21 protein-coding genes and 1 pseudogene are annotated in these 24,804 nt (G+C 57.0%); 16 read left to right on the top strand and 6 right to left on the bottom strand.

All coding sequences use genetic code 11. From position 1 onward, the window contains the following. Window positions 1-17: 17 nt before the first annotated feature. The 4 genes from ACZ5RG_RS06350 to ACZ5RG_RS06335 form a co-directional block, all read right to left on the bottom strand. The gene (locus tag ACZ5RG_RS06350; RefSeq protein ID WP_464448061.1) at window positions 18-482 is read right to left on the bottom strand and encodes a cation diffusion facilitator family transporter; all 465 of its coding nucleotides are present in this window, start codon (window positions 480-482) and stop codon (window positions 18-20) included. An 84-nt stretch (window positions 483-566) separates the two neighbouring features. Beyond that, window positions 567-1,874 (bottom strand): sigma-54-dependent transcriptional regulator, encoded by a 1,308-nt coding sequence (locus ACZ5RG_RS06345; RefSeq protein WP_464448060.1) that lies wholly within the window; start codon window positions 1,872-1,874, stop codon window positions 567-569. Next, window positions 1,871-3,274: a sensor histidine kinase gene (locus ACZ5RG_RS06340; RefSeq protein ID WP_464448059.1), complete on the bottom strand. Its 1,404-nt coding sequence runs from the start codon at window positions 3,272-3,274 to the stop codon at window positions 1,871-1,873. The genes ACZ5RG_RS06345 and ACZ5RG_RS06340 overlap by 4 nt, the downstream gene beginning before the upstream one ends. A gap of 41 nt (window positions 3,275-3,315) precedes the next feature. Continuing rightward, a complete protein-coding gene (locus ACZ5RG_RS06335) occupies window positions 3,316-4,182 on the bottom strand; it encodes a PhnD/SsuA/transferrin family substrate-binding protein (protein WP_464448058.1) in 867 nt (288 codons plus the stop codon). A gap of 168 nt (window positions 4,183-4,350) precedes the next feature. On the opposite strand from ACZ5RG_RS06335, the gene ACZ5RG_RS06330 reads away from it, so the two are divergent. The 8 genes and pseudogenes from ACZ5RG_RS06330 to ACZ5RG_RS06295 all read left to right on the top strand — a co-directional run. Next, window positions 4,351-4,875, top strand: coding sequence for an arsenate reductase (azurin) small subunit (locus ACZ5RG_RS06330; RefSeq protein ID WP_464448057.1), 525 nt, complete (start codon window positions 4,351-4,353; stop codon window positions 4,873-4,875). 10 nt (window positions 4,876-4,885) lie between these two features. Next, window positions 4,886-7,369, top strand: coding sequence for an arsenate reductase (azurin) large subunit (locus ACZ5RG_RS06325; RefSeq protein WP_464448056.1), 2,484 nt, complete (start codon window positions 4,886-4,888; stop codon window positions 7,367-7,369). 89 nt (window positions 7,370-7,458) lie between these two features. Next, window positions 7,459-7,749: a c-type cytochrome gene (locus ACZ5RG_RS06320; RefSeq protein ID WP_464448182.1), complete on the top strand. Its 291-nt coding sequence runs from the start codon at window positions 7,459-7,461 to the stop codon at window positions 7,747-7,749. A gap of 9 nt (window positions 7,750-7,758) precedes the next feature. Continuing rightward, entirely contained in the window at window positions 7,759-8,451 is a 693-nt protein-coding gene (locus ACZ5RG_RS06315) for a nitroreductase family protein (protein WP_464448055.1), read from the top strand. Window positions 8,452-8,517: 66 nt separating this feature from the next. Beyond that, on the top strand, window positions 8,518-9,663 hold the full coding sequence (gene moaA, locus ACZ5RG_RS06310) for a GTP 3',8-cyclase MoaA (protein ID WP_464448181.1): 1,146 nt from the start codon (window positions 8,518-8,520) through the stop codon (window positions 9,661-9,663). Window positions 9,664-9,668: 5 nt separating this feature from the next. Then, complete coding sequence (mobA, locus tag ACZ5RG_RS06305) at window positions 9,669-10,289, top strand: molybdenum cofactor guanylyltransferase MobA (RefSeq protein ID WP_464448054.1); 621 nt, start codon at window positions 9,669-9,671, stop codon at window positions 10,287-10,289. 36 nt (window positions 10,290-10,325) lie between these two features. Then, window positions 10,326-11,612 carry a molybdopterin molybdotransferase MoeA gene (gene moeA, locus ACZ5RG_RS06300; RefSeq protein ID WP_464448053.1) on the top strand — a complete coding sequence of 429 codons (1,287 nt, stop codon included), beginning with the start codon at window positions 10,326-10,328 and terminating at the stop codon, window positions 11,610-11,612. Between the two features lie 83 nt (window positions 11,613-11,695). Further along, window positions 11,696-11,941: pseudogene (locus tag ACZ5RG_RS06295) on the top strand (transposase); the annotation flags it as partial. 257 nt (window positions 11,942-12,198) lie between these two features. Here the strand turns inward: ACZ5RG_RS06295 and cadR are convergent. Further along, window positions 12,199-12,648 (bottom strand): Cd(II)/Pb(II)-responsive transcriptional regulator, encoded by a 450-nt coding sequence (cadR, locus tag ACZ5RG_RS06290; RefSeq protein WP_108354073.1) that lies wholly within the window; start codon window positions 12,646-12,648, stop codon window positions 12,199-12,201. An 89-nt stretch (window positions 12,649-12,737) separates the two neighbouring features. On the opposite strand from cadR, the gene ACZ5RG_RS06285 reads away from it, so the two are divergent. The 8 genes from ACZ5RG_RS06285 to ACZ5RG_RS06250 all read left to right on the top strand — a co-directional run bounded on the left by ACZ5RG_RS06285 (window position 12,738) and on the right by ACZ5RG_RS06250 (window position 22,727). Then, window positions 12,738-14,984: a heavy metal translocating P-type ATPase gene (locus ACZ5RG_RS06285; protein WP_464448052.1), complete on the top strand. Its 2,247-nt coding sequence runs from the start codon at window positions 12,738-12,740 to the stop codon at window positions 14,982-14,984. A 103-nt stretch (window positions 14,985-15,087) separates the two neighbouring features. Next, window positions 15,088-15,441 carry a cation efflux protein, CzcI family gene (czcI, locus tag ACZ5RG_RS06280; protein WP_315138585.1) on the top strand — a complete coding sequence of 118 codons (354 nt, stop codon included), beginning with the start codon at window positions 15,088-15,090 and terminating at the stop codon, window positions 15,439-15,441. 152 nt (window positions 15,442-15,593) lie between these two features. Beyond that, window positions 15,594-16,874, top strand: coding sequence for a TolC family protein (locus ACZ5RG_RS06275; protein ID WP_089957647.1), 1,281 nt, complete (start codon window positions 15,594-15,596; stop codon window positions 16,872-16,874). Window positions 16,875-16,906: 32 nt separating this feature from the next. Next, a complete protein-coding gene (locus ACZ5RG_RS06270; protein ID WP_291913187.1) occupies window positions 16,907-17,443 on the top strand; it encodes a hypothetical protein in 537 nt (178 codons plus the stop codon). Between the two features lie 11 nt (window positions 17,444-17,454). Continuing rightward, a complete protein-coding gene (locus ACZ5RG_RS06265) occupies window positions 17,455-18,585 on the top strand; it encodes an efflux RND transporter periplasmic adaptor subunit (RefSeq protein ID WP_108353990.1) in 1,131 nt (376 codons plus the stop codon). A gap of 12 nt (window positions 18,586-18,597) precedes the next feature. Then, entirely contained in the window at window positions 18,598-21,717 is a 3,120-nt protein-coding gene (locus ACZ5RG_RS06260) for an efflux RND transporter permease subunit (protein ID WP_291913185.1), read from the top strand. 49 nt (window positions 21,718-21,766) lie between these two features. Next, the gene (locus tag ACZ5RG_RS06255; protein WP_053176209.1) at window positions 21,767-22,141 is read left to right on the top strand and encodes a hypothetical protein; all 375 of its coding nucleotides are present in this window, start codon (window positions 21,767-21,769) and stop codon (window positions 22,139-22,141) included. A 58-nt stretch (window positions 22,142-22,199) separates the two neighbouring features. Continuing rightward, the gene (locus ACZ5RG_RS06250) at window positions 22,200-22,727 is read left to right on the top strand and encodes a hypothetical protein (RefSeq protein WP_133239944.1); all 528 of its coding nucleotides are present in this window, start codon (window positions 22,200-22,202) and stop codon (window positions 22,725-22,727) included. Between the two features lie 223 nt (window positions 22,728-22,950). Here ACZ5RG_RS06250 and ACZ5RG_RS06245 read toward each other — a convergent pair whose 3' ends face one another. After that, window positions 22,951-24,804, bottom strand: coding sequence for a hypothetical protein (locus ACZ5RG_RS06245; protein WP_464448051.1), 1,854 nt, complete (start codon window positions 24,802-24,804; stop codon window positions 22,951-22,953).

The raw sequence follows: 24,804 nt of genomic DNA, 5'->3' as shown, positions 1-24,804 counted from the left end.
ACCGACTGCACAACAGCTCAATGGTGGTGAGCTTGTCCTTGATCGTGCGAATGCCCAGCTTGGGCGAGTTGGGGTGAATGATCACTTGTCCATTCACCGCACGGGGATGTAAAAGGCACCTGCACCACCTGTAGCGTGACGTGGGTGATCCCGAACTGGTCATGTAGCCGTTCGGTGGCATCTTTGAGAAACCCATCGTCGGCTTGTCCATGCGGCATCACCAGGTGGGCCGTCATCGCCACCTGCGAGGTGTCCATGGCCCAGATGTGCAGGTCATGAACCCGACTGACACCTGGCAGTGAAACTAGGCAGTCGTGAACCGCCTGGGGGTCCACGCCATAGGGCACGCCGTCAAACAGCAAATGCAGCGACTGCCTGAACAAGCTCCAGGTGCCCCAAAGAAAGACCGCTGCGATCAGCAGACTGACAACCGGGTCGAGCCAGGCCCAGGCCATCCACAACGTAAGCGCACCGACCACCATAAGTAACGTGAACGACTAGCTGTGGGGGCTCAATTACCCTTTTTCCGAGCTGTGCAACGGTGAGAAGATTTTGTCGGACCAGCGTTAGGCGTGGATTGCCAGTTTCTTCATCTTTTCCCACAAAGTCTTGCGGCTAATACCAAGTACGTCAGCTGTTTTACCCACGCTACCTTCGCAATGCTGCAGCGCCTTCTGGATGTGTGAGCGTTCAACGGTTTCTATGAAGCGCTGCAGGGGTGCGATGCCGGCACTGGGCAGATTGTTCGCACCATCATCTTGGGAAGCCTGGCTTTCTGGATGGTCCAGCAGCCCACCGTCACTGAGCACCACCGCCTGCTCTAGAAAAGAACGTAACTCCCGCACATTACCGCGCCACTCCCGGCGCATCAGGTCACGCAAGAAAGGTTCTGACATGGCCAGGGGTCGCCCCTGCTCCACCACGATCTGGGCCAAAAGCTTTTCTGTTAGCCAGCGAATGTCTTCCGGCCGTTCGCGCAGCGGTGGCAGCTCGATCTTGATGACCGCCAACCGGTAGAAAAGGTCTTCGCGAAACGTGCCTGCATTCATGTCAGCGTACAGATCGCGATTTGTAGCAGCCAAAATGCGAAAGTCGCTCTGCGTAGTGTTCTCCGCACCAATGCGGAAAAAACATTTCTCCTGCAACGCACGCAAAAGCTTGGCCTGCATGCTGGCAGGTAGCTCGCCCACCTCGTCCAAAAACAGTGTGCCGTTGTGTGCACGTTCCAGATATCCCTTATGTGCACGCACGGCCCCTGAGAAGGCACCCTTCTCGTAACCAAAGAATTCTGCCTCCAGCATAGTTTCGGGGATGGCTGCGCAGTTAACCGCCACAAAGGCGCCCTTGCCTACCCTAGAGTCCTGACTGTGGATAAGCTGAGCCGCCACCTCTTTACCAACACCCGACTCCCCAGTCAACAACACCGACACCTTTTGGGTGGCCACCTTGTGCACCATCGCCTCGATACGTTGCATGGCCATAGACACGCCAAGCAGTGCGCCGTCATCGTGGGTGACAGAGAGGTTCACTGCACCACGGATTTTGGAGACAAGAATCTCAATGTCAAACGGTTTGGTGAGGTATTCACGAGCACCGGCGCGTACCGCGGCTACGGCATCATTGACGCTGCCATAACCCGTGAGGAAGAACCAGGGTAAGCCTCTGACGGCCGCTGGCAGGGATACGAACCATTCGGTGGCAAGGCCATCAGGAAGTCGAACATCGCTGACCACTGCAGTCGGCAAGGTGGACAGTGCGGTACGGGCTTCGTTTAGTCTTCGGCACCAACATACCTGAAAACCCTCCAGCTCGAACCTCTGTAAAAGCGATTCCCCCATGATGGGGTCATCTTCGATCAACAATATGGATGTCATGTCTGGCTTTCTGGCGCTTCCCGATTCGGTACTTCGAAAAGGAGTCTGGTGTGTTGGGTTTCAAGGGTGTCCAGCTCGAACCGGCCCCGCAGGTGGTTGGCGAGTTCCTGGCAAACCCACAGGCCGAAGCCGCGAGGGTCTTTGCCACTTTCGGCGGCCAGCGTTCGTTTGAACCGTTCTTCGCTCAAGATAGGTCCGCTGTTGCTGATGCAAAACCGTACACGCATTTCATCGGCCTGAAGCCGCGCAGACACTGTGCCATCATCACCAGCCACTTTGAGTGCATTCAGTAACAAGTTGAGCATGACTTGCCGCAGTGGCGCTGATGGCACGCGCAGGGCAGACTCCACTTCGACTTGAAGCCTGATTTCGACTCTCTGTTTTTCTGCTGTTGCCTTCACTAGGGTGAGGATGTCTTCTAGGTCCCCTGGCTCCAGAGGCCGGTCTTCGATCCGTGCTTGCGGCAACAATGCCGCCACGGTACTTCGGATCTGCTGCAAGCCGCGGTCGAGCAGGTCGATGGTGCGCAGTCGAATGGACTCGGTACCGCCGTGCAGACGCAGCGTCTGGGTCGCAGTCAGCATGCCAGCCAAGGGATTGTTAATCTCGTGTGCAACGGCAGCTGTCATCTTGCCGACTGCGGCCAACCGTTCAGCTGAGAGGGCGCGCTCTTCTGCCGATTTACGACGATCGAGTTCACCCATAAGCTGCTCAATTGCATCTCCGATGCGGCTCAATTCGGGGTCGGTGGTCCTTGGCACTTCAGCACGTAACAGCCCGGGATCATCCCGCCCAATGCGCTCGATCACGGCCACCAACCTGCCCACGGGACGGGTCATCCGCTTGCCCACCCACCAACCGATGGGTACAAGAAGTGTGACGGCCAACAAAATTCCGATCAACGCAGTGCGCAACAGCGACGCCCAATCCGGTGCAAACGCAGCGGCCTCTACCTCGGTGAATACGAAACCTAAAGTCTCTCCGTCTACGCTTTGGACGGGGTCGATGATTACGACGGAACCATCAGACAACGTGAGTTGCTTGCGTTGGTTTACCTCTATCGCAGGGAGTAGCAGTTGCTTGTCCCAGGCTTTACCAAGTACTTGCCGACCGGTCTCCAGCTTCACAGGATCCGAGGCAGCGAACACAGTTCCGTCTGGGCTAAGAATGGCCAGCCGTGCCTTGTCGGCGTCTGCACCAGGGATAAGCTGGGCAGTGTCACGTAACAACGAGAACACGCGCCATGTGTCATCGGCAGCCAGAAGCGGGCGCACCTGAGCGCTTACCAGCACCACCGCGCGGTACAGAAGCGACAGTGTCTCTCGACGCCCGTTTTGCGCTTGAACTTGTGCAGTAACGGCTGTGACCAGGACTGCCGCGAGCAACACGGCCAAAGACAAGCCAAGTGGAATCTGTACACGATATGGCAACCGACGGAGCATCAATTCCCCACACCGCTGCTTGGCACTCGTTGGGCCTGCTGGCGGATGCTGTCGAATAGGCTGGCTTGGCCAGCCACGAAACCGGTCAGATTCAGAGACGCCAAAAGATCACGACCTACCTCGTCGTTATTCATGCCCAGCAAAGCCAAACGCAAAGAGTCCATCTGTGCTCGCGCTTGTCCCTTGCGAACCACCAGCGGAGGAAACCCAAAAGGCTCCGATTTCCAGATCACCTCGGTCTTGGCGACGGAGGGCATGTTCTGGACCCGCATCGTCTCCCATACGTAGCCATCTATAGAGCCAGCGTGGGCCAGACGGGCCGCTACAGCCTCCGCCACATTCTGATGGCCATGGGTGAAAAAGCCACGCTTGAGATCGCGCGAGGTGATACCAAACCTGGCAAGCTGCGCCTGAGCCACCAGCCAGCCAGAGTTGGACAAGGGGTCAGAATAAGCCAATACGCGCCCCTTGAGATCGACCCAACCCTGCACTTGCGTGTTGGGTGTCTTTGACCGAATGAGGTAGGCTTGATAAAACGGTTGCCCCTGATACAGCGGCACTGCAAGCAGGGACAACTTGGCCTCAAAACGCACAAAGGGATAACCACAGACCCAGGCCGCGTCGATATACCCCGAAAAAAGTTGATCCAGGATGCCTTGATAAGACTCGCGAGCCACGAAATCGACTTCGATACCGACCCGGTTACTCAGGTAGCGTCCCCATCGCGAAAGAAAAGCCACTTGATCGGCCAGGATGACCGGGGTCAGTCCGATGCGTAACCGCTGGGCGCCCCAGCTCGACAATGACCCAGCTGCCGCAGCTACACCTAGGCCTGCGGCAAGGCTACTTCTTCTATTAAAAAGCATATCAATGGGCGTTTCACGTTACGTTTTCGTAACCTTCATTTTTTCAGAAGTTACGAAAATCTCCCACAGAACAAACCCTGAGTACGCAAGTCACTGTTTTTAAAGGGGTCGTTGAATGGCATAGCTATTGCTTTGATGAATCACCTTTGTTAAAACCCAGGAGACAATATGGACGACGTCAAAATGGGCCGCCGCTTCTTTCTGAAGTCTGGCGGTGCCGCCGCAGCCGCTGCTGGATCGGTGGTCATTCCCATCCGCAACGCAAACGCTGCCGCCCCAGCCAGCGCCAATGGCACGACCCTACCTTATCCAAAGAAACCCGTTGGCGCAGCAAAGGGCATGCCGCTAAACCAAGCGGTGAGCTTTGCTTATCCCGATGACAGCTCCCCTTGCCTGGCGATCCGTATGGGTTCGCCCGTGCCCGGTGGTGTTGGCCCCAACAGCGATATCGTGGCCTACAGTTCCTACTGCACTCACATGGGCTGCCCGGTTGGCTATGAGCCCGGCACCAAGACCTTCAAGTGCGGTTGCCACTTCTCGATTTTTGACCCTGAGAATGGCGGGCAAATGGTAACCGGCCAAGCAACCGAGGACCTGCCGCGCATCTTGCTGGAGTATGACGCCAAGACAGACAGCGTTCACGCCGTCGGTGTTGACGGTCTGATCTACGGCCGCCAGTCCAACATCCTCTAAGGAGACCAGCATGACCACTCAGATTAACGACCGAATTGCGCTGCCTCCGAAGGACGCGCAGAAGACCAACATGACCTGCCACTTCTGCATCGTCGGATGTGGCTACCACGCTTACAAGTGGGACCACAACACCGAAGGCGGCCGCGCCCCGAACCAGAACGCACTGGGCCTGGACTTCCGCACCCAGCTGCCGCCGTTTGCCACCACCCTGACACGGGCGATGACCAACACCATCACCGACAAGGGCGGCAAGAAGTGGAACATCATGATCGTTCCCGACAAGGAATGTGTCGTGAACAGCGGCCTCTCCAGCACGCGCGGCGGCAAGATGGCCAGCTACATGTACACGCACGACGGCATCGGCCGCGAGCGGCTGAAGCACCCACGCATCAAGCGAGGCGATCAGTGGCTTGATACCAGCTGGGAGCAAGCCCTGGCGATCTATGCAGGCCTGACCAAAAAGATCCTGGACAATGACGGCCCGGATGGCCTGTTTTACGACTGCTTCGACCACGGTGGCGCTGGCGGCGGATTCGAAAACACCTGGGGCACCGGCAAGCTGATGTTCAGCGCATTAAAAACCCCGATGGTGCGTATCCACAACCGTCCATCCTACAACTCCGAGTGCCACGCCACGCGCGACATGGGCGTGGGCGAGCTGAACAACAGCTACGAAGACGCCCAACTTGCGGACTGCATACTGGTTACCGGTGCCAACCCTTACGAAACGCAGACCAACTACTTCCTGAACCACTGGGTTGCCAACCTGTCGGGCTCCACGGTGGACAAGAAGAAAAAGTGGTTCCCGGGCGAAACGGCAGCTGCGGCCAAGATCATCATCGTGGACCCGCGCCGCTCAGCCACGGTGGCCATCTGCGAACAAGTGGCCGGCAAAGAAAATGTGCTCCACCTGGATATCCAGCCCGGTACTGACACAGCGCTTTTCAACACCCTTTTCACCTACGTCGTGCAACAAGGCTGGATCGCCAAGGACTTCATCGCCAAACACACCAGCGGGTTTGAGGACGCGGTCAAGACCAATCGCATGAGCCTGGAGGACGGAGCCAAGGCCACCGGCCTGACCGTGGCCCAGATCAAGCAAGCCGCCGAATGGGCCTACAAGCCCAAAGCCAGCGGCCATCGCCCGCGCACCTTCCACCCTTATGAGAAGGGCATCATCTGGGGCAACGACAACTACGTGATCCAGAGCGCCCTGGTGAGCCTGGTGCTGGCGACCGAAAACGTCGGCCGCCGTGGCACCGGAGTGTGCCGCCTCGGTGGCCACCAGGAGGGCTACACCCGTCCGCCCTACCCCGGCAACAGCAAGATCTACATCGACCAGGAAGTCATCGCCGGCAAAGGCCTGATGTACACACTGTGGGGCACCAACCCCTACCAGACCACGGTCAACGCCGAGCAGCACCGCATGGTGCTGAGCAAGCGCGCCAAAATCGTGGACGAGGCCATCGCCCGCGCCCGCGGTGCCAGCACCGAACAGCTGGTGGACGTGATCTACAACGCCTGCAAGTATCAGGGCGGCATGTTCGTGGCGGCCATGAACCTCTACCCCACTCAGCTCGCCGACGACGCACACCTGCTGTTCCCGGCCACCCACCCGGGAGAGATGAACCTGACCTCCATGAACGGCGAGCGCCGCCTGCGCCTGTCCGAGAAGTTCATGGATCCGCCCGGCTCGGCCAAACCCGACTGCCTGATTGCTGCCGACATCGCCAACACCTTGAAGGCGATGTATCAGAAGGAAGGCAAGGCGGACATGGTCAAGCGCTTCGACGGTTTCAATTGGAAGACCGAAGAAGACGCTTTCAACGACGGCTTCCGCCGAGCCGGACGTCCCGGCGTGGAACCCATTGACAGCCAGGGTGGTGACACCGGCTACCTGGCCACCTACGAACTGCTGCGCAAGGCCGGCAACAACGGCGTGCAACTGCCGATCAAAGCGGTCAAGGACGGCAAGCTTATTGGCACCGAAATGGAATACGCCGATGGCAAGTTCAGCACCGGTGACGGCAAGGCCCATTTCAAGCCTGCACCTTGGAATGGCTTGCCCAAAATGGTGGCAGACCAAAAGGCGAAGTACAAATTCTGGATCAACCAGGGTCGTGCCAACGAGGTCTGGCAAACCGCTTACCACGACCAATACAACAGCTTCGTACGCGACCGCTACCCGATGGCCTACATCGAGATGAACCCTGAAGACGCAAAGGCACTGGGCGTGGTTGCGGGTGATGTGGTCGAGATCTACAACGATTTCGGGAGTACTTACGCCATGGCTTACCCACTCAAGGCACTCAAGCCTGGGCAGACCTTCATGCTCTTCGGCTACATCAAGGGTGTGGCCGGCGATGTGGTGACCTCCTGGGTGGACCGCAACGTGGTGCCCTACTACAAAGGCACCTGGGGTGGCATCAAGCGCGTCGGTAGCGTGGACGACTACAAGAAGTCGATCTCATTTAAGGACCGTCGGTTCGCATAAGACGGGTCGGATGCGGGCAGCAGTCGTGCTGCCCGCCATTTATCAAACCGTGATTCGGAGACAACATGATTCGCAAGTTCAGTGCACTGATGGCACTTGGTTTTTCCATTTTCCTGCCTACTACGGGTCACGCCAGCTTGGAGCTGGCTCAAAAGAACGCCTGCATGACTTGTCACGCAGTAGACAAAAAATTGGTCGGACCAGCCTATTCGGACGTGGCTAAAAAATATGCCGGTCAAAAGGATGCCGAAACGACTTTGGCAGCCAGTATCAAAAAGGGTGGTTCAGGCAAATGGGGAGCGATCCCAATGCCTGCACAAGCGGCGCTTAGTGAAACTGACGCCAAAATTTTGGCTAAGTGGATTCTTTCCATTAAGTGATTTATGGGGATGGCGACGATACAGCATTGGCGCCTCACCAGTGGAGAAATGATCGTGGACCTTTTGGATTCGGCATCTCCTCATTCCAAAACCTTGTTGGCGTACGGCCATGACGTGGACTCTCATACATGCCCGTCAGCTTTTGCTGACGCTTTGATCACATCGCGCCAGAACATCTCGCCTAAACGCCTTGAGTCGCCAGGCCCCAACAGTTCTCAGCTGGCTCAGATCTTTCGCAGCGCGGCTTCCGCGCCCGATCATGGCCTGGTCCGACCTTGGCGTTTTGTTGTAGTGCCCACAGATAAACGTGAACTGTTGGCGGAAGTCTTTGCGATGGCGCTGGTGGACCGCGACCCCAGTGCTACGCTGGAACAAATCGAAACCGCCCGAGAGAAAGCGCACCGCGCACCATTCCTAATGCTTGCGATCGCCCGGCTGGGTACCTGCGAGCCACCCATTCCCCAGCTGGAGCGCATGGTATCGGTCGGCGCTGCAGTGCAAAATATGCTGCTGATGGCGCATGGCCAAGGTTTTGGCAGCAGCCTCACCAGTGGACAGGCTATGCAGTCTCCCCGCATGCGCGAGCTTTTTAGCCTTGAAACGGGCGAAGAAGCAGTCTGCTTTCTAAATCTCGGTACGGTCTCCAAACGCAAAACCCAGCGACTGCACCCAGATGTGAAAAGCTTTGTGACGACTCTGTGACTTCCACGCTCTTGCTGACACATAGTCTTTCGGATTCGTCAACGGAGCTACGCCATGGGTGAACCTTTGCTGGCACGCGTAATCCCACTGGTAGATCATCGCCAGTTACTCGATCGGCAGATCGCGCATTCGTTACCAAACACGCTGCCGACCATCGACGTTTGGGATCGCCTTCAAAGACCCTTACGCGACCTGCGAATCAGTGTGACCGACCGCTGCAATTTCCGGTGCGCTTACTGCATGCCAAAAGAAGTGTTTGGCACTGACTACCCATACCTTCCATATTCATCGCTTCTCAATTTTGATGAAATTACCAGGGTGGCCCGGCAATTTATCGCACTTGGGGTCAAGAAGATCCGTTTAACCGGCGGTGAGCCGCTGTTGCGCAAGAATCTAGAAGTGCTACTTTCGCAATTGGCAAAGCTGCGTACGCCCGAAGGCGAGGCTATCGACCTGACGATGACTACCAACGGCTCTCTGCTGGCCCACAAGGCCAGCGCTCTCAAGGCGGCAGGTCTTAACCGCGTCACGGTCAGTCTCGATGCGTTGGACGACCAAGTGTTCAAGCGCATGAATGATGTGAATTTTCCTGTGGCAAGGGTACTGGATGGCATTGAAGCGGCACAACTCGCCGGCCTCACAAACATCAAAGTCAACATGGTGGTTAAGCGAGGCACCAACGAGCACGAGATCTTGCCCATGGCCCGGCACTTCCGGGGCACGGGCATCGCGCTGCGCTTCATCGAATACATGGACGTGGGCGCGACCAATGGCTGGCGAATGAACGAGGTGCTATCCAGTGCCGAGGTGATCCGCCTGCTGCAAACCGAGTTGCCCCTGGTGCAATTGGACCCGTCTGCCCCAGGGGAGACCGCCGAGCGCTGGGGCTACGCCAATGCACAGGGCCAATATGACCCCGCTTTGGGCGAAGTCGGCGTGATCAGCAGCGTGACCCAGGCTTTTTGCGGCGACTGCAACCGAGCCCGCCTGTCCACCGAAGGCCAACTTTACCTCTGCCTGTTTGCCAGTCAGGGATATGACCTGCGCCAGTTGCTGCGCGATCCGGCGCAGAGCGATGCGCAGCTGGCCGCAGCGGTGAACGCCATCTGGAGTGGGCGCACCGACCAATATTCGGTGCTGCGCAGCCTGCGCGGCCCCGACACCGCCAGCGGCCCCGGCCGCCGGGTGGAAATGAGCTACATCGGAGGCTAAGCGCCATGAACAACACACCGGCCATCACGGGCCTGATTTTGGCGGGCGGGCGCGGCTCGCGCATGGGGGGTATCGACAAGGGCTTGCAAAATTTTCGCGGTCTGCCGCTGGCCCTGCAAACCCTGATGCGCTTGCAGCTGCAAAGCCTGCCTCTGCAAGAGATTTTGATCAACGCCAACCGCAACCTGTCGGCCTACGAGTCGCTGGGCGTGCCGGTCTGGCCCGACAGCATCGATGGCTATGCCGGGCCTTTGGCGGGTTTTCTCACAGGTCTGGAGCGGTGCGAAACTCCGCTCATGCTCACCGTGCCGTGCGACACGCCGCTGTTTCCACTTGATCTGGCGGAGCGCTTGTACAAAGCCATGGAAGCGCAAGACGCCGACCTGGCCATGGCCGCCGCTCCCGAGGCCGATGGCACGGTGCGCCCCCAGCCCGTGTTTTGCCTGCTCAAAACTGAACTGCTCGAAAGCCTGGTCAAGTTCACCCAAGGCGGCGGTCGCAAGATCGACGCTTGGACAGGGCAGCACCGCTGCGCCATCGTGCCATTTGACCAAGCTGGCGACAGTGCCTACGCTTTTGCCAACGCCAACACGCTGGCCGAACTCCAGCAACTCGAATCCCTCTGAAGCCCGTTGCCCAGCAACGACCGTGCCGACCTGACCATGACCACGCCCCTTAGCCTGAACGACATTGCCGAGCGCCTGCAAGGCTACGACCCGCAAGCCCTATCGGCCCGCCACGTGAACGACTTTCTGGCCCAGCTGGTGCAGCCGGTGAGCGAACAGGAAACCGTGCCCCTGATGCAGGCGCACGGCCGCATCCTGGCCTGCGACGTGGTCTCACCCATCAGCGTGCCGCCGCACGACAACTCGGCCATGGACGGCTATGCAATGCGCGGCGCTGATCTGTTGAGCGACCGCCCTACCCCGTTGACCGTGGTAGGCACGGCGTTTGCGGGTGCTGCCTGGCAAGGCCAGGTGCAAGTGGGTGAATGCGTGCGCATCATGACAGGAGCCATCATGCCCGCGGGCCTGGACACTGTGGCCCCGCAAGAGCTGGTGAGGACCGAAGGCGACACGGTGTACATCCTGCCTGGCCTGCTGCAAGCGGGTGACAACCGCCGCTTGGCTGGCGAAGACCTGATGGTTGGGCAGCCCGCCCTGCGTTCTGGCACCCGCCTGAACCCGGCCGCCTGCGGCCTGTTGGCCAGCCTAGGGCTACCGACGGTATCGGTCTGGCGCAGGCCCAAGGTGGCTTACTTCTCCACGGGAGACGAAATACTGAGCCTGGGAGAAGCGCCCCGCGAAGGCGCTGTGTACGACAGCAACCGTTACACCGTGGCGGGCATGGTGCAGGCCCTGGGCTGCGAGCTGATCGACATGGGCGTGGTGCGCGACGAACCTGCAGCACTGGAACAAGCCTTTCGCGATGCCGCAGACAAGGCCGATGCCATCGTCACCAGCGGCGGCGTGAGCGTGGGCGAGGCCGACCACACCAAGGCCATGATGAAAAAACTCGGTGATGTGGCCTTCTGGCGCATCGCCATGCGCCCGGGCCGCCCCATGGCCGTGGGCCGGATCACGCAGGGCGAGCGCTCGGCCGTGCTGTTTGGCTTGCCCGGCAACCCGGTGGCGGTCATGGTCACTTTTGCTGCATTCGTGCGCCCGGCTCTCCAGCAGCTCATGGGCTGGCAAGCGCCACCCTTGCCCCTGCTCAAGGCCAAAAGCTCGGAAACCCTGCGCAAGAAACCCGGCCGCACCGAATACCAGCGCGGCATCGTCAGCACCAATGCGGCAGACGAATTGGTGGTCTGCACCACCGGCAACCAGGGCTCGGGTGTGCTCAGCTCAATGGTGCAGGCCAACGGCCTGATCGTGCTGGGGCACAGCCAAGGCAATGTGGCAGTGGGCGACTGGGTCGAGGTAATGCTGTTAGAGGGACATCTTTGAAAATAGCAATATCTCAAGGTGCCAAGGGTCTAAGTTAACACTAAAAAGCTCTACCGCCGAGAGGTCAGATGCGTTGTATGACAATGAAGCAACATACCTTGGCAGTAGCGGCCGATCAAGGCGCTGGATTTGAGCAATACCGTCGTCCGACCAAACGAGATGTGTTTCTGGCGACGATGGATGAGATCGTTCCCTAGACAGAGCTTTGCGCGGTCATTGAGCCGTGTTACCCCAAGCGGGGCAATGGCCGCCCACCCATCGGACTTGAGCGCATGCTCAGGATGTACTTCGTGCAGCACTGGTTCAATCTGGCCGATGAAGCCTGTGATGTGGGCAAAGCCTGCCTGACGGGCCAGGATGGACTCGCTGACGCACAAAACCATGCAAGAATACCGCCCAAATGTCACATTGCGCAAATGCGGTCCGACTCACGGGGCCAGACTCTGAATTCCGCTGGTTATTCAGCGCTAACCGCGCTAGGAACAGATCCTCAATTTGGAGAATGCTTTGAAAACAGCGCCTTGCTTGCGGATCTCGGAACAGTGTTTACGGGCGCTCAAAGGGACTCGTACCCCTTTGACGCAAATCAGTGCGCCCCATGCACATGGCGCGCGCCTCGCTTGCCCACCGGCCCCACTTCCTTAGAGGCCTGAGCAATTCCGGAAAGCACACCGCACTCACTGACAGAGCCGTTTCCGGCACAACCGGTTCGCAACTCAACAAGTTGCCTTTGCAAGACCTTCAGCTCTCTGATTCGAACCGCCACATGTTTGATGTGCTCATCAACCAAGGCGTTGATGTCAGAACAGTCCTGTGGGGGGGAATCTTTCATGCGCAACAGCGCTCGAATCTCATTCAGGGCCATGTCCAAGCTTCGGCAGTACCGAATGAACGAAAGTCGTTCAACGTGCTCCGGTCCATAGACGCGGTAGTTGCCTTCTGTTCGCCCCGGCTGTGGCAACAAGGCCTCACGCTCGTAGTAGCGAATCGTCTCCACCTGTGTATCGGTGGCCTTGGCGAGCTCTCCAATCCTCATGGTGTCCTCCATCAGCGGTTGACCATATTTTAGGCGCTTGACTCTAAAGTGGCTACAGGGTTTCTAATCGCTGTAACGAGGAAGAAATCATGAGTACAAGTACATCTTGCGAAGGCGCAAAGCCACAGGTCCGCCCGACTGAGAGCGGATGTTCAGCCGCTTCCTGCGTACCCTTGGTGCAATCTGAGCAGGACGTGGCGCATATGAACACAGACCAGTCACAGAAAAGGTTCCGTATCTCCAACATGGACTGCGCCTCAGAGGAGTCCGAGATCCGGCGCGCTGTGGATAGCATCCCGGGAATCGAAGCCCTGCGATTCGATCTTGGGGCACGCCTACTGACCATTTCCGCGAGCCAAGCTGCACTGCCAGACGCACTGCAGGCGATTCGAAAAGCGGGCTTTAAGCCTGAACCCATCGACGAAGACGCCAACACCCCTTCGGTTACGCCTACTGCGCCTGCGACGTTTTTGGACATATGGGGAAAACTTCTGGCTGCGCTCGGCTTGGCATTGGCAGCAGAGGCGATCGCGTACGCCTTCCCTGCGACGACCTGGATCAAAGCCCTGGGCATGGGCATCGCTTTGGGTGCCATCTTCCTTTCAGGATTCGGCGTCTACGGAAAGGGGCTGACTGCGCTGCGGCAAGGACGATTGAACATCAACGCCCTCATGGCAGTAGCCGTCACAGGTGCCTTCCTGATCGGCCAGTGGCCTGAGGCCGCCATGGTGATGGCGCTCTATGCCATTGCAGAGGCCATCGAAGCGCGGGCGGTCGATCGCGCTCGAGGTGCCATCAAAAGCCTTCTTGCCTTATCACCAGAGCAAGCCGAGGTACGCCAGGAGGACGGCGGCTGGCTTCGGATTGACGTCAAGTCTGTTGCATTGAACTCGGTGGTACGTATCTCTCCGGGTGAGCGTGTTCCGCTTGATGGCACCGTGCTGGCGGGTCAGAGCGCGGTGGATCAATCGCCTTTGACAGGCGAGAGCCTGCCCGTGGACAAAGGACCTGGTGATGAGGTGTTTGCCGGAACCATCAACCAGGCCTCTGCTTTGGAAATCCGGGTCACATCGCCCGCCTCAGACAGCACGCTCAGCCGGATCATCAAAGCCGTCGAGGAAGCGCAGGCCTCTCGCGCACCAACGCAGCGTTTTGTTGACCAGTTCGCCGCCGTCTACACACCTGCGGTCTTTGCCCTTGCGGTGCTGGTTGCCGTCCTGATGCCCTGGGTGGCCGGGATCACGTGGCTCGAAGCGGTCTACAAGGCTTTGGTCCTGCTTGTGATTGCATGCCCTTGCGCCTTGGTCATCTCCACACCCGTCACGGTGGTGAGTGGTCTGGCCGCAGGGGCACGGCGGGGTATCTTGATCAAGGGAGGCGTTTACCTGGAGGAAGCCCGAAAGATCAAAGCCGTCGCTTTGGACAAAACCGGCACCATCACCGAAGGGAAGCCCAAATTGGTGGCGTTCGAGCCCATCGCGCCCGACGAGCCTGAGCAAGGGGTAGAACTGCTCGCAAAGAGCCTGGCTGCGCGTTCAGACCACCCGGTCTCGAAAGCGATTGCTCAAGGCCTAGCGGTACAAGCCCAAGAAGTCGAAGCATTTGAAGCTGTCGCAGGTCGTGGCGTCCAGGGGGTGATCGATGGCCACCCCTACATCCTGGCCAATCACCGCTGGATCGAAGAGCGCGGCCAGTGTTCTGCGCCATTGGAAGCACGCCTCGCAGTTCATGAAGAGGCAGGACGAACTGTGACCATTTTGGCCAATCGGGACCGGGTAATCGCGCTCTTCGCTGTAGCGGACACGATCAAACCGTCATCGATCGAGGCCATTTCCGAGATGAAGGCGCTGGGGGTCGTTCCCATCATGTTGACCGGTGATAACGCCGCAACGGCGCGCACCGTCGGACACTTGGCAGGCATTTCAGAAATCCGAGGCAACCTGCTGCCTGAGGACAAGCTCAAGGCGATTGAAGAGTTCCAAGGAAGATACGGTGTGACGGCCATGACCGGTGACGGCATCAATGATGCCCCGGCACTTGCAAAGGCGAACATTGGCTTTGCGATGGGCGCTGCGGGCACTCACACGGCCATGGAAGCGGCCGACGTCGTCGTCATGAACGACGACCTGCGCCGCTTGCCCGAGACGATTCGCCTCTCCAAACGTACCCATGTCATTTTGTGGCAGAACATCACCCTGGCTCTGGGCATCAAGGCGGTATTCCTGCTCATGGCCATCTTTGATGACGCGTCTATGTGGATGGCGGTCTTTGCCGACATGGGCGCAAGCTTGTTGGTGGTTTTCAACGGGCTTCGGCTTCTCAAGGCAGTCAAGTGATGGCTCCTTGGCAGCTGTAAACCTCTTCCATTTCCTCAGGATTACTGAGGCCAACGCCTCGTCCCGTGATCAAGCAAGCCTGAAGCGACTAAACTATCAACTTATGAAAAAGTTCTTGGCAATTTTCTTGCTGGTTCTGTTGCCCTTGCAATACAGCTGGGCAGCAATGGCAAGCTATTGCGAGCACGAAACCAGTGTAACTGCCAAGCACCCTGGTCACCACACCCATGACCACGCGTCAATTGACCAGCAAGAGTCCAGCAAAAATTCCCCTCAATCGGCGGGCATGGACCATGACTGTGCCACTTGCCATATGGGTTGTGCCGCTGCCCTGGTCAGCGATCTGAGCAAGACCACATTAGCAGCCTCTGACGATCACCCACTTCACCTTCAGGTCATTGCTTCTCATATGGCAAGTGAACGTCCTGAACGGCCTCAATGGCCCGTGCTTGCCTGATCGGCGAGCCTCGGGTTTCTTTACCTTTCCCTCTTTTCGAATCCCCTGTGTGCGGATGCACATGACGCTTTGCGCGTTGTGCGTCATCGCCTAGCGACGTGTTGTCGCTGCTCGCTGATCTCCTTGGATGTTTTCACCATTGGAGATGAGCTATGAGTTTGTACAAAAAAAGACCGACACCGATTCGAATCGCGCTGTTGGTCATGACCCTGAGTGGCTTGGTGCTGACGGCCCAAGCACAAGGCACATCCGCCGCCGCGTTGAGTGGCTCGGTGTCCTTGAAAGATGTTTTCGAAACGGCGTGGCAAAGGCAACCCGAGGCGCACGCGCTTCAATCGCGTCGCGATGCCGCCCTGGCCCAGGCCAAAGCCGCGTCGATGCTGTCCCCCGAGCCGCCCTCGCTGGAGATAAGTCAGCGATCAGACCGGATGACAGGCAACAGCGGTGCGCGGGAAGCTGAGGTGGGTATCGCCGTTCCCATCTGGCTACCCGGACAACGCACAGCCAGTGCCGATCTGGCGCAAGCTGAAATATCGTTGGTTGAGCGCAAGCTGCTCGCCTCACAACTTCGGCTCGCTTCTTCCGTCAGGGATGCTTGGTGGGGCTGGTTGCGAGCTCGCGTCGATGCTGAACTGGCGAGCGAACAACTGGCCAATGCACAACGCCTCGCCGCTGATGTTGCCAAACGGACCAACGCGGGTGATCTGGCAAAGTCCGACCAGCATCAAGCCGAAGGCGCTGTCGCTGCGGCCCAAGCGCATGCCGCCCAAGCTCAAGCTGCATCTGCCGCAGCCTTGGCACAAGTGATGGCGCTAACAGGCAGGACGGCACCGGCAGACTTGAAAGTCAACGCGGCGGTGGAGCCAACGCCAGATTCGACCCCACATACGGGTGCGTCAGTGGGGCATCCCTTGTTGGCTGAACTGGAGGATCGCATCACGATGGCCGAGCGGACGGCTCAGCTGATCAGCGCCCAGAGGCGATCCAACCCGGAACTCACGGTGGCCACCACGCGCGGCCGTGGGGCATTTGGAGAACGCTATGGCCAGACTGTGCTGATTGGCATTCGCGTGCCCTTGGGTGCAGGCCCTAGGCATGACGCCCGTCTTGCGACTGCACAAGCCGAAGCGATAGAAGTGCAGTCACAACTGGTCCTCGAGCAGGCGCGCATTCAAGCCGACAAACAAGGCGCTGCTGCTCGTCTGGAGGCCGCACGCACTCAACTTGATGCTGCGCAGCGACGAGCCCAGCTGGCCAACGAGTCCCGCAGCTTTTTTGACAAGTCGTTCAGGCTGGGCGAGTCGGATCTGCCCACCCGCTTGCGCATTGAAGCAGAGGCTGCAGAGGCCGCGAGACAAGCCGCTCGAAGCCGAATTGACCTAGCCTCCGCCATTTCGGCATTGCGGCAGTCCTTGGGCCTGCTGCCTCAGTGATGCTGACACCCCTCAAAAATTCAAGGAACACTATGAAGATCATTCATTCAACAGTCGCCACCTTTATGGCGCTGATATTCACATTACTCAGTCCTATGGCCATTGCCGGTGCGGGTCACGATCACGCGGAAGCTGCGCCAAAAACCCAGGGAACAGCACTGCCGCGTTTCGTCGCGTTTTCAGAGGATCTGGAAATGGTCGGCATTGTCAATGGCAAGCAGCTGACGATTTACCTGGACCGTTTTACAGACAACAGTCCGGTCAATGACGCCCTAATTGACATCGATATTCAAGGCGGCAAATACAAAGCCGAAAAACATGGCGTAGGTGAATACGAAGTCATCCTCAAGGACACGCTCAAACCTGGCGTCATTGCCATCACCGCAACCATTCAGGCCGGTGAACTGAACGACCTGCTGACTGGCGAACTCGATTTGCACGAGGACGAAGATGAACCTGTCAGTGGTTCTTCTTGGAAAGGCATCGCCCTGTGGATCGGCGGGGGGTTATTGGCCCTGATGGCATTAGGCGCGATCGTTCGCTTTCGTCAACAAGCTCGTACGGCCTAAGGAGCCTCAGCATGAAAACAATCAACACTTCAAAAAAACGCCACTGGATGGCACTGGCCACTGCTTTGACCCTTACAGGTGCTGCGCTGCCTACGTACGCGGGCGAAGGCCATGACCACGGCGCTGCGCCTGCGACGGCCAATGCCAATGGTCCACAGCGCATGGCCGATGGCAGCGTGTTTCTGCCCAAACCAGCCCAACGCCAACTGAATGTGCGCACGATGGTGGTGGAAACCGCTGAGCTGCCACGCGCCTTTGAACTCAATGGTCAGGTACTGATGGACCCCAACGCTGGGGGCAAAGTCCAGCCCATCAACGCCGGACGCATAGAACCCGGCCCTAATGGCCTGCCCAACGCAGGGCAAACCGTCAAGAAGGGTCAGGTATTGGCCTACGTGGTCCCTGCGGTCGCCCCCCTAGAGCGGGCCAGCCAGTTGACTCAATTGGCCGAATTTCGCGCTGCCAAAGCGCTTGCTGAAAAGCGTTTGGCACGTTTGCGCGAGTTATCAGATACCGTGCCGCGCAAGGAAGTGGAAGCCGCAGAGAGTGATGTGCTCAGCCTCACCGACCGCATGTCGGCCATTGGTGGCGGCCTCAGCAGCAAAGAAGCACTGGTCGCGCCCGTTTCTGGCGTGATTGCCTCGGCGCATGTCGTAGCAGGCCAAGTGGTGGACACGCGGGAATTGATTTTTGAAATTGTCGACCCGAAGCGGCTGCGTATCGAAGCCTTGGCTTTTGATAGCTCAGTGGCCAACAACATCGGCGGTGCCACATTGGCTGTCGGCGACCAGCGCACACCACTGGTTTTCATGGGTGCAGCGCGCAGTTTGCGAGAGCAAGCTCTGCCGCTGAACTTCCAAGTGCAAAGCCCGGAACTATTAGGCCTGGCCGTTGGACAGCCCGTCAAAGTCTATGTGCAGTCCAAGCAAAAGACACAGGGTATTGCGGTCCCCCAGTCGGCACTGATGAAAAACGCTGCCAATCAGAACGTGGTGTGGGTCAAGTCTGCAGCTGAGCAGTTTGAACCACGCACAGTGACGTTCGAGCCCCTGGATGGAGCGCGTGTCACGGTGATCTCGGGCTTGAAGTCTGGCGATCGTGTGGCGACCCAAGGTGCCACGCTCATCAACCAAGTCCGTTAAAGGGGTCACGATATGTTCAAGTGGCTTCTCGAAAATAGCCTGACCAACCGGCTTCTGGTGTTGATAGCGGGTGCCGTGTTGATGGCTTACGGGGCATTCACATTGTCTCGAACGCCAGTCGATGTCTTTCCCGACCTCAACAAACCGACCGTGACGATCATGACCGAGGCGGGTGGCATGGCGCCCGAAGAGGTCGAGCAACTGATTACCTTTCCTCTGGAGACGGCCATGAATGGCTTGCCTGGGGTCGAATCGGTTCGTTCAACCTCTTCTGCTGGCCTGTCCTTTTTGTATGTCACCTTCAACTGGGACACGGAGATTTTTCGGGCACGCCAACTGGTGTCTGAACGCCTCTCGTCCATGGAAGAAGGTTTGGCTGCCGGGGTAATTCCACGGATGGGGCCTATCAGTTCCATCATGGGTGAGATCATGCAAATCGCTATTCCTGTCGATCCGCAGAAAATCTCCCCTATGGCCGTGCGTGAGTACGCCGACTGGGTGCTCCGGCCACGACTCTTGTCCATACCGGGTGTCGCACAGATCATCCCCATTGGCGGCGAAGTGCGTCAGTTTCAGGTGCAGCCCAATACAGCGCGCATGTCTGACTTGGGCATCTCCTTGGACCAGTTGGAGTCGGCGTTGCGCGGGTTTTCGGCCAACACCTCGGGGGGGTTTCTGGAACTCAACGGGCGCGAGTACCTGATTCGAAATCTTGGTCGCACTTCCCGTCTGGAGGACTTGCGCAATCTGGCCATCACCGCCAAGAACGGTCAGCCCATCTTGTTGCGCCAGATCGCTGAGGTCACTTTTGCCGCAGCCATCAAACGTGGGGATGCAGGCTTTGAGGGCAAGCCCGCCGTGATTCTGGGCGTTCAAAAGCAACCCACCGCTGACACGACCCGTTTGACACAGTCGATTGAAGAAGCGATTACGGATCTCAAGGCATCCCTTCCTGAGGGGATGGAGGCACCCCGTGTGACCTTCCGCCAGGCCAGCTTCATTGAGGCGTCGATCTCGACGCTGCAAGGCAAGTTGATCGGTGCGTCGCTGTTTGTGGCCGCGATCCTTTTCTTCTTCTTGGGCACAGTTCGACCCACCATCATCGCGCTCACCGCCATCCCAGTGTCCATCTTCATCACGGCACTGGTGTTCAAGTATTTTGGCTTGTCGATCAACACCATGACGCTTGGAGGACTGGCGATTGCCATTGGCGGACTGGTGGACGATGCCGTGGTGGATGTGGAAAACATCTTGCGGCGCATGAAAGAAGACCGTGCCAAGGACCCCAGTCAGCGCCTGTCGCTGCTCGCGCTCGTGGCCAAGGCGTCCATGGAAGTCCGCTCGGCGATCCTCTATGCGACGGTGATCATCGTGCTGGTCTTCCTGCCGCTTTTTGCTTTGCCGGGCCTGGAAGGCAAGTTGTTTGTGCCGCTGGGCATTGCCTTCATCATCTCGACACTGGCCTCTTTGTTGGTGTCGGTAACGATGACGCCGGTGCTGAGCTACTACCTCTTGCCGGGCATGAAAAACCTGGACCATGGCGACACCAAAGTGCTGGCATGGCTCAAGCAAGGCTACAAAGGCAGTTTGCAAAAAGTGCTGGACAAGCCACGCGTGGCGATAACCAGTGCATGTGTGGCGGTGGTGTTGGCTGCGGCGGCTGTTCCGTTTTTTCCGACCACCTTCTTGCCTCCTTTTAATGAAGGCACCTTGCTGGTGGGCATACGGCTGAACCCGGGCGTGACCTTGACCGAGTCCTCTGACCTGGCGCGCCAGGCCGAAGTGCTGGTCAAGCAGGTGCCCGAAGTGCTGCATGTGGGCAGGCGCAGCGGACGTGCTGAACTGGATGAGCATGCCGAAGGTGTTCATGTCAGCGAATTGGACGTGGGCATCAAACCCTCAGGCGAGTTGACGCGCTCAATGGATGAGGTCCGTGCCGACATCCGTGCACGCTTGGTCAACCTGCCTGCTTCGATTGAGGTGGGGCAACCCATCTCACACCGCATCGACCACATGCTGTCTGGGGTGCGCTCCCAAATCGCCATCAAGATTTTTGGCGAAGACCTGGACGTGCTGCGCGGGCAAGCCGATGCGCTGCGCTCACGGCTGTCAGGTATCGAGGGCATAGCTGACCTGCAAATCGAAAAACAAGTTCTTGCACCCCAGATCAAGGTACGGTTGGACTATGCGGCAGCGGCGCAATACGGCCTGTCTGGCGCGCAAGTGCTTGCCACACTGCAGACCCTGGTGGAAGGTGAACGTGTCACGCAAATCATGGAGGGAGGTCGCCGCTTTGCGTTGGTTGTGCGTTTACCAGAATCCGCACGATCGCTGGAAGGCTTGGGCCAGGTGTTGATCGAAACACCCTCGGGCAGAATTCCGCTGTCCAAAATCGCAACGATTGAAGACGCCGATGGTCCCAACCAAATCAGTCGGGACAACGGCAAGCGGCGTATCGTGATTTCTGCCAACGCTTCGGGCCGCCCATTGTCAGAAGTTGTGGCCGACATACGCAAAGTGACGGCGGATTCTCGATTGCCAGAGGGCTACTTCATCACCCTTGGAGGACAGTTTCAGGCGCAAGAAGAAGCCTCGCGCCTGATCTCTTTGCTCTCGGTGGTCTCTGTGGTGTTGATGTTTGTGGTGCTTTACAGCCGCTACAAGTCTGCCGTTTTGTCGGCCTTGATCATGGTGAACATTCCCTTGGCGCTCGTGGGTGCCGTGTTGGGTCTTTGGCTGTCAGGTCAGCCCTTGTCGGTAGCCGCCCTGGTCGGGTTCATCACGCTGGCGGGCATTTCGGTGCGCAACGGCATTTTGAAGGTCAGTCATTACATCAACCTGATGCGCTTTGAGGGAGAGTCCTTCACCAAGCCCATGATCTTGCGCGGTTCGATGGAACGTTTGAGCCCGGTGTTGATGACAGCCTTGGTGACTGCCTTCGCATTGGCACCATTGCTCTTCGAAGCCGAACGCCCCGGCACCGAAATTTTGCACCCGGTCGCCGTGGTGATTTTCTCGGGCTTGATCAGCTCGACGCTGCTCGACACCTTTCTGACGCCTGCCATGTTTTGGCTCTTTGGCCGAAAACCTGCCGAGGCGCTTTTGCAAGACAAAGATGCTGAAGCATTCTGACCATTCATTCGTTTCTTCAACCTCAACCAAAACCTCAAAAGGACATCTCATGAAATTCCATACGCTCTTGATCACATCGTCGCTTTTTCTCAGCGGACTCGCATGGGCAGGGCCACACGATGCGGATCACAAACCCATGCAAGGTGGTGTTTTGACCACCGTCAAGGATGTTGACTACGAACTGGTCGCCAAACCTGATGTGCTGCAGTTGTTCGTGCGTGACCATGGCAAACCCGTTGACGTGAGTAAAACGACGGCAAAAGTCACACTGCTTTCTGGCGCTGACAAGCAAGAAGTTGAGTTGAAACCAACAGGCGACAAGCTTGAAGCCAAAGGTAGCTTCAAGGTAGCTCCTGGGACAAAGGTTGTTGCTCAATTCAGTTCAGCTGGGAAAACCACTTCTGCACGTTTTGTTCTGAAATGAGGCGTTTACAACTTACTTGTTTTTGCCACAAATGGTGGATCAATTTTGGGAAAATATTATGAAAACTTGGATTACTAAAACAATCGTCGTCTCAGCTTGCGTACTTGGAATCGCGGGCTGCGCTTCACCGGTTGATCGAATCGCTGAGAAGCCGCATTGCCATACGGATCGAGGAAGAAATGCTTACTGCACCAAAGATCCTGCACCCAGCATTGCCAAAGATGATGAAGCAAAGTTGTTTGCCTCAGTGCCTGAAGCTCTGACGGTTTACGTCGTGCGTTATTGGGGCGACGGACATCATCCGTTGGACATTTCTGTGGATGGTGGCGCAGCGATGGAGACTGTTCCAAACTCCATGATTCGCCTGCGATTAAAAGAGGGGACTCATCAAATCACCTTCAATGTTGGAGGCAAGACCTTTGATCGAACAATTTCAGGTACGAAGGGGGAAGTTCAGTTACTAGGGATTACGGGTACCGATTGGATCTGGGGCAACTCTTCACATTGGTGGACAGATGACTCAGTTGATCAACTCAAACGGCGCGCACTGCGTTCCCGTTTGATCAAAGACATCACTTTGCTTTGATGTTCTGGGGCCCCCGCCATGACTGTTTGTCATTGGCGGTGGGAGTGGCAGTGACGTTCATGGCGCAAACACTCAACACGCTTGGTTTCACAAACGCCTGCAATCAGCCTGAAGCTCAGGTTGATGCAATATCCTTATCGTCCGCTTATGGCCTCTACCTCACCCTCAAGGCAGTGATAGATGACCGGGTCTGAATTGGCCATATTTCAACGAAATCATTTCGCTATGAGACCAACCCGTTCAACCGAAAGGCTTCGATACGACGATCTGATGCGCAAAATCCATGCCGATCAATTTCACGTTCACATAAATATTTATATTGATCAAAACTCCTACATACCGGACTCGAAATAGCCTTCAAAGGGTGAGCAAAATTATGCTCATCGTTGGAGAGCGAGAGGTTGTTCATCTTGCAAAATTGAGCAAATTGCAGGCGCATAAAACCGAACAGGTCGGATGTTCGGACTGAAAAGACTTGAATTTTGTAGTCAACCAACCGTAGGTAAAAGTACCCTCCTGAGTAGACCAGGATTGATTTAATTCGTCGTCTGGGAGCGATGGACACATGGTAGATTTTCCAACCATCACAGAGTTCAACACTTGGCGCTGTGTGCCAACCATCACGCTCGGACCAAGTCAAACAAAGACCTGACCCACACTTTTCTTTCATCGCTTGGGCAAGGTTGTCATGATCCAAAACTCTTTGTGATTTGCTTCGTCCGATTTTTCGTGTCAATGCCAATGGCTCATCCACATAGCTTGTGAACTCCAGACTTCGTGCAGTAGGCCGGGTCACTGTGATCTGGAAAAGGTTCAATTGACGAATGTCATCGGTTGACCAAGTGCATCGTCCCTGTCCGATCTTGTATTCAACAAATCGCTCTGCTTCTTTCCAAACTGCCAGGCAGTAAAGGCCAAAGACGTGACTTTGGACCCATGATGAATATTCGGTTTTTGATGCTCTCTGAAGGTACTGCTCAAATCCAACGGACGCCTCGCCCAAGAACTCTGAAAATTTGCATCTGTACCACCCTACTTCTGGGGGGAATTTCTTACGTTCATCCCAGCGCCTTATGTCCACCGTCGGCTCAACGGTTCTGGCCCAAATCAGCTCTATGAATGCCAGACGGGCTTGCCGGTTGGATCGCAGCAGTGCCGCAATCGCCTCTGGCGTTATGCACTTTCTGAATTGCCACACCCAATAATCAGATCGCGGAACCACGTGCCGACGCAAATACCGCGCTACAGATTTGTAGACATCTGTTGGTACAAAACTCATTCTCCAAAAATCAGTGTGACCACCCTGCTCGAATCCCAGCCGAGGTTTATTTGGTAGCTCTCGAAATTCAATACTCTTAGTTCTGTAGGCGTAACGGTAATTAGGTGTTTCATATTTGATCAATGCATTCGGATATGCGATAGCTTGGATTTCACACAATTCTTTGAGTCGAATGAGCCATTCTTCCTCGTGCAAAGCATCAAATTTTCTGTTCATGTACGAGGCCACATAAATGGCGCTCAACGACGTCAACCAATCGGCAAGAGGCTTGAGTTTTTCGGTGTCGATCAAACGATGATCGTTTCCGTGCAAGCGCGCTGGATCGAAATACTTCAGGCTTGAACATTGGCAGGTATTTGGATAAGCAAGAGACATGGCATCAACACGCTCTCCATCGTTCTTCATGCACGAACATTCGACGTGCAGAGGCTCCTCGTGGATCGGGCACTGATTGAGCAATTTCAGTGAAAAAAGTCTGGTGTGATACCCCAACTCCAAGCACTTTGGGCAGTAGCCGTTTTGGGGTGTGAACAAGAATTGCCAGCAGTATGGAATGAATCGATGATCACAAAATGAAAAAAATTGAACTGGCTCACCCATCAGTCGAGCCAAAACCCGAAGATCAACATTTTGAACCGAACGGCTTTGACTCTGCGCACGTTTCGCCCTGGGTGAAAAACTTTCACTCAGTGGAAAGTCAGAAATTCTGAGTTTGTTCAAGTGGGCCAGTTTTCTCAATGTCAGCCAAAGTGACGTGTAGGGCAACAGCGTGCCTGGCTTCCATATCAGAGTTGTCAT

It is taken from the genome of Limnohabitans sp. TEGF005 (assembly GCF_055394835.1).
This window is presented reverse-complemented; position numbering and strand designations above follow the sequence as displayed.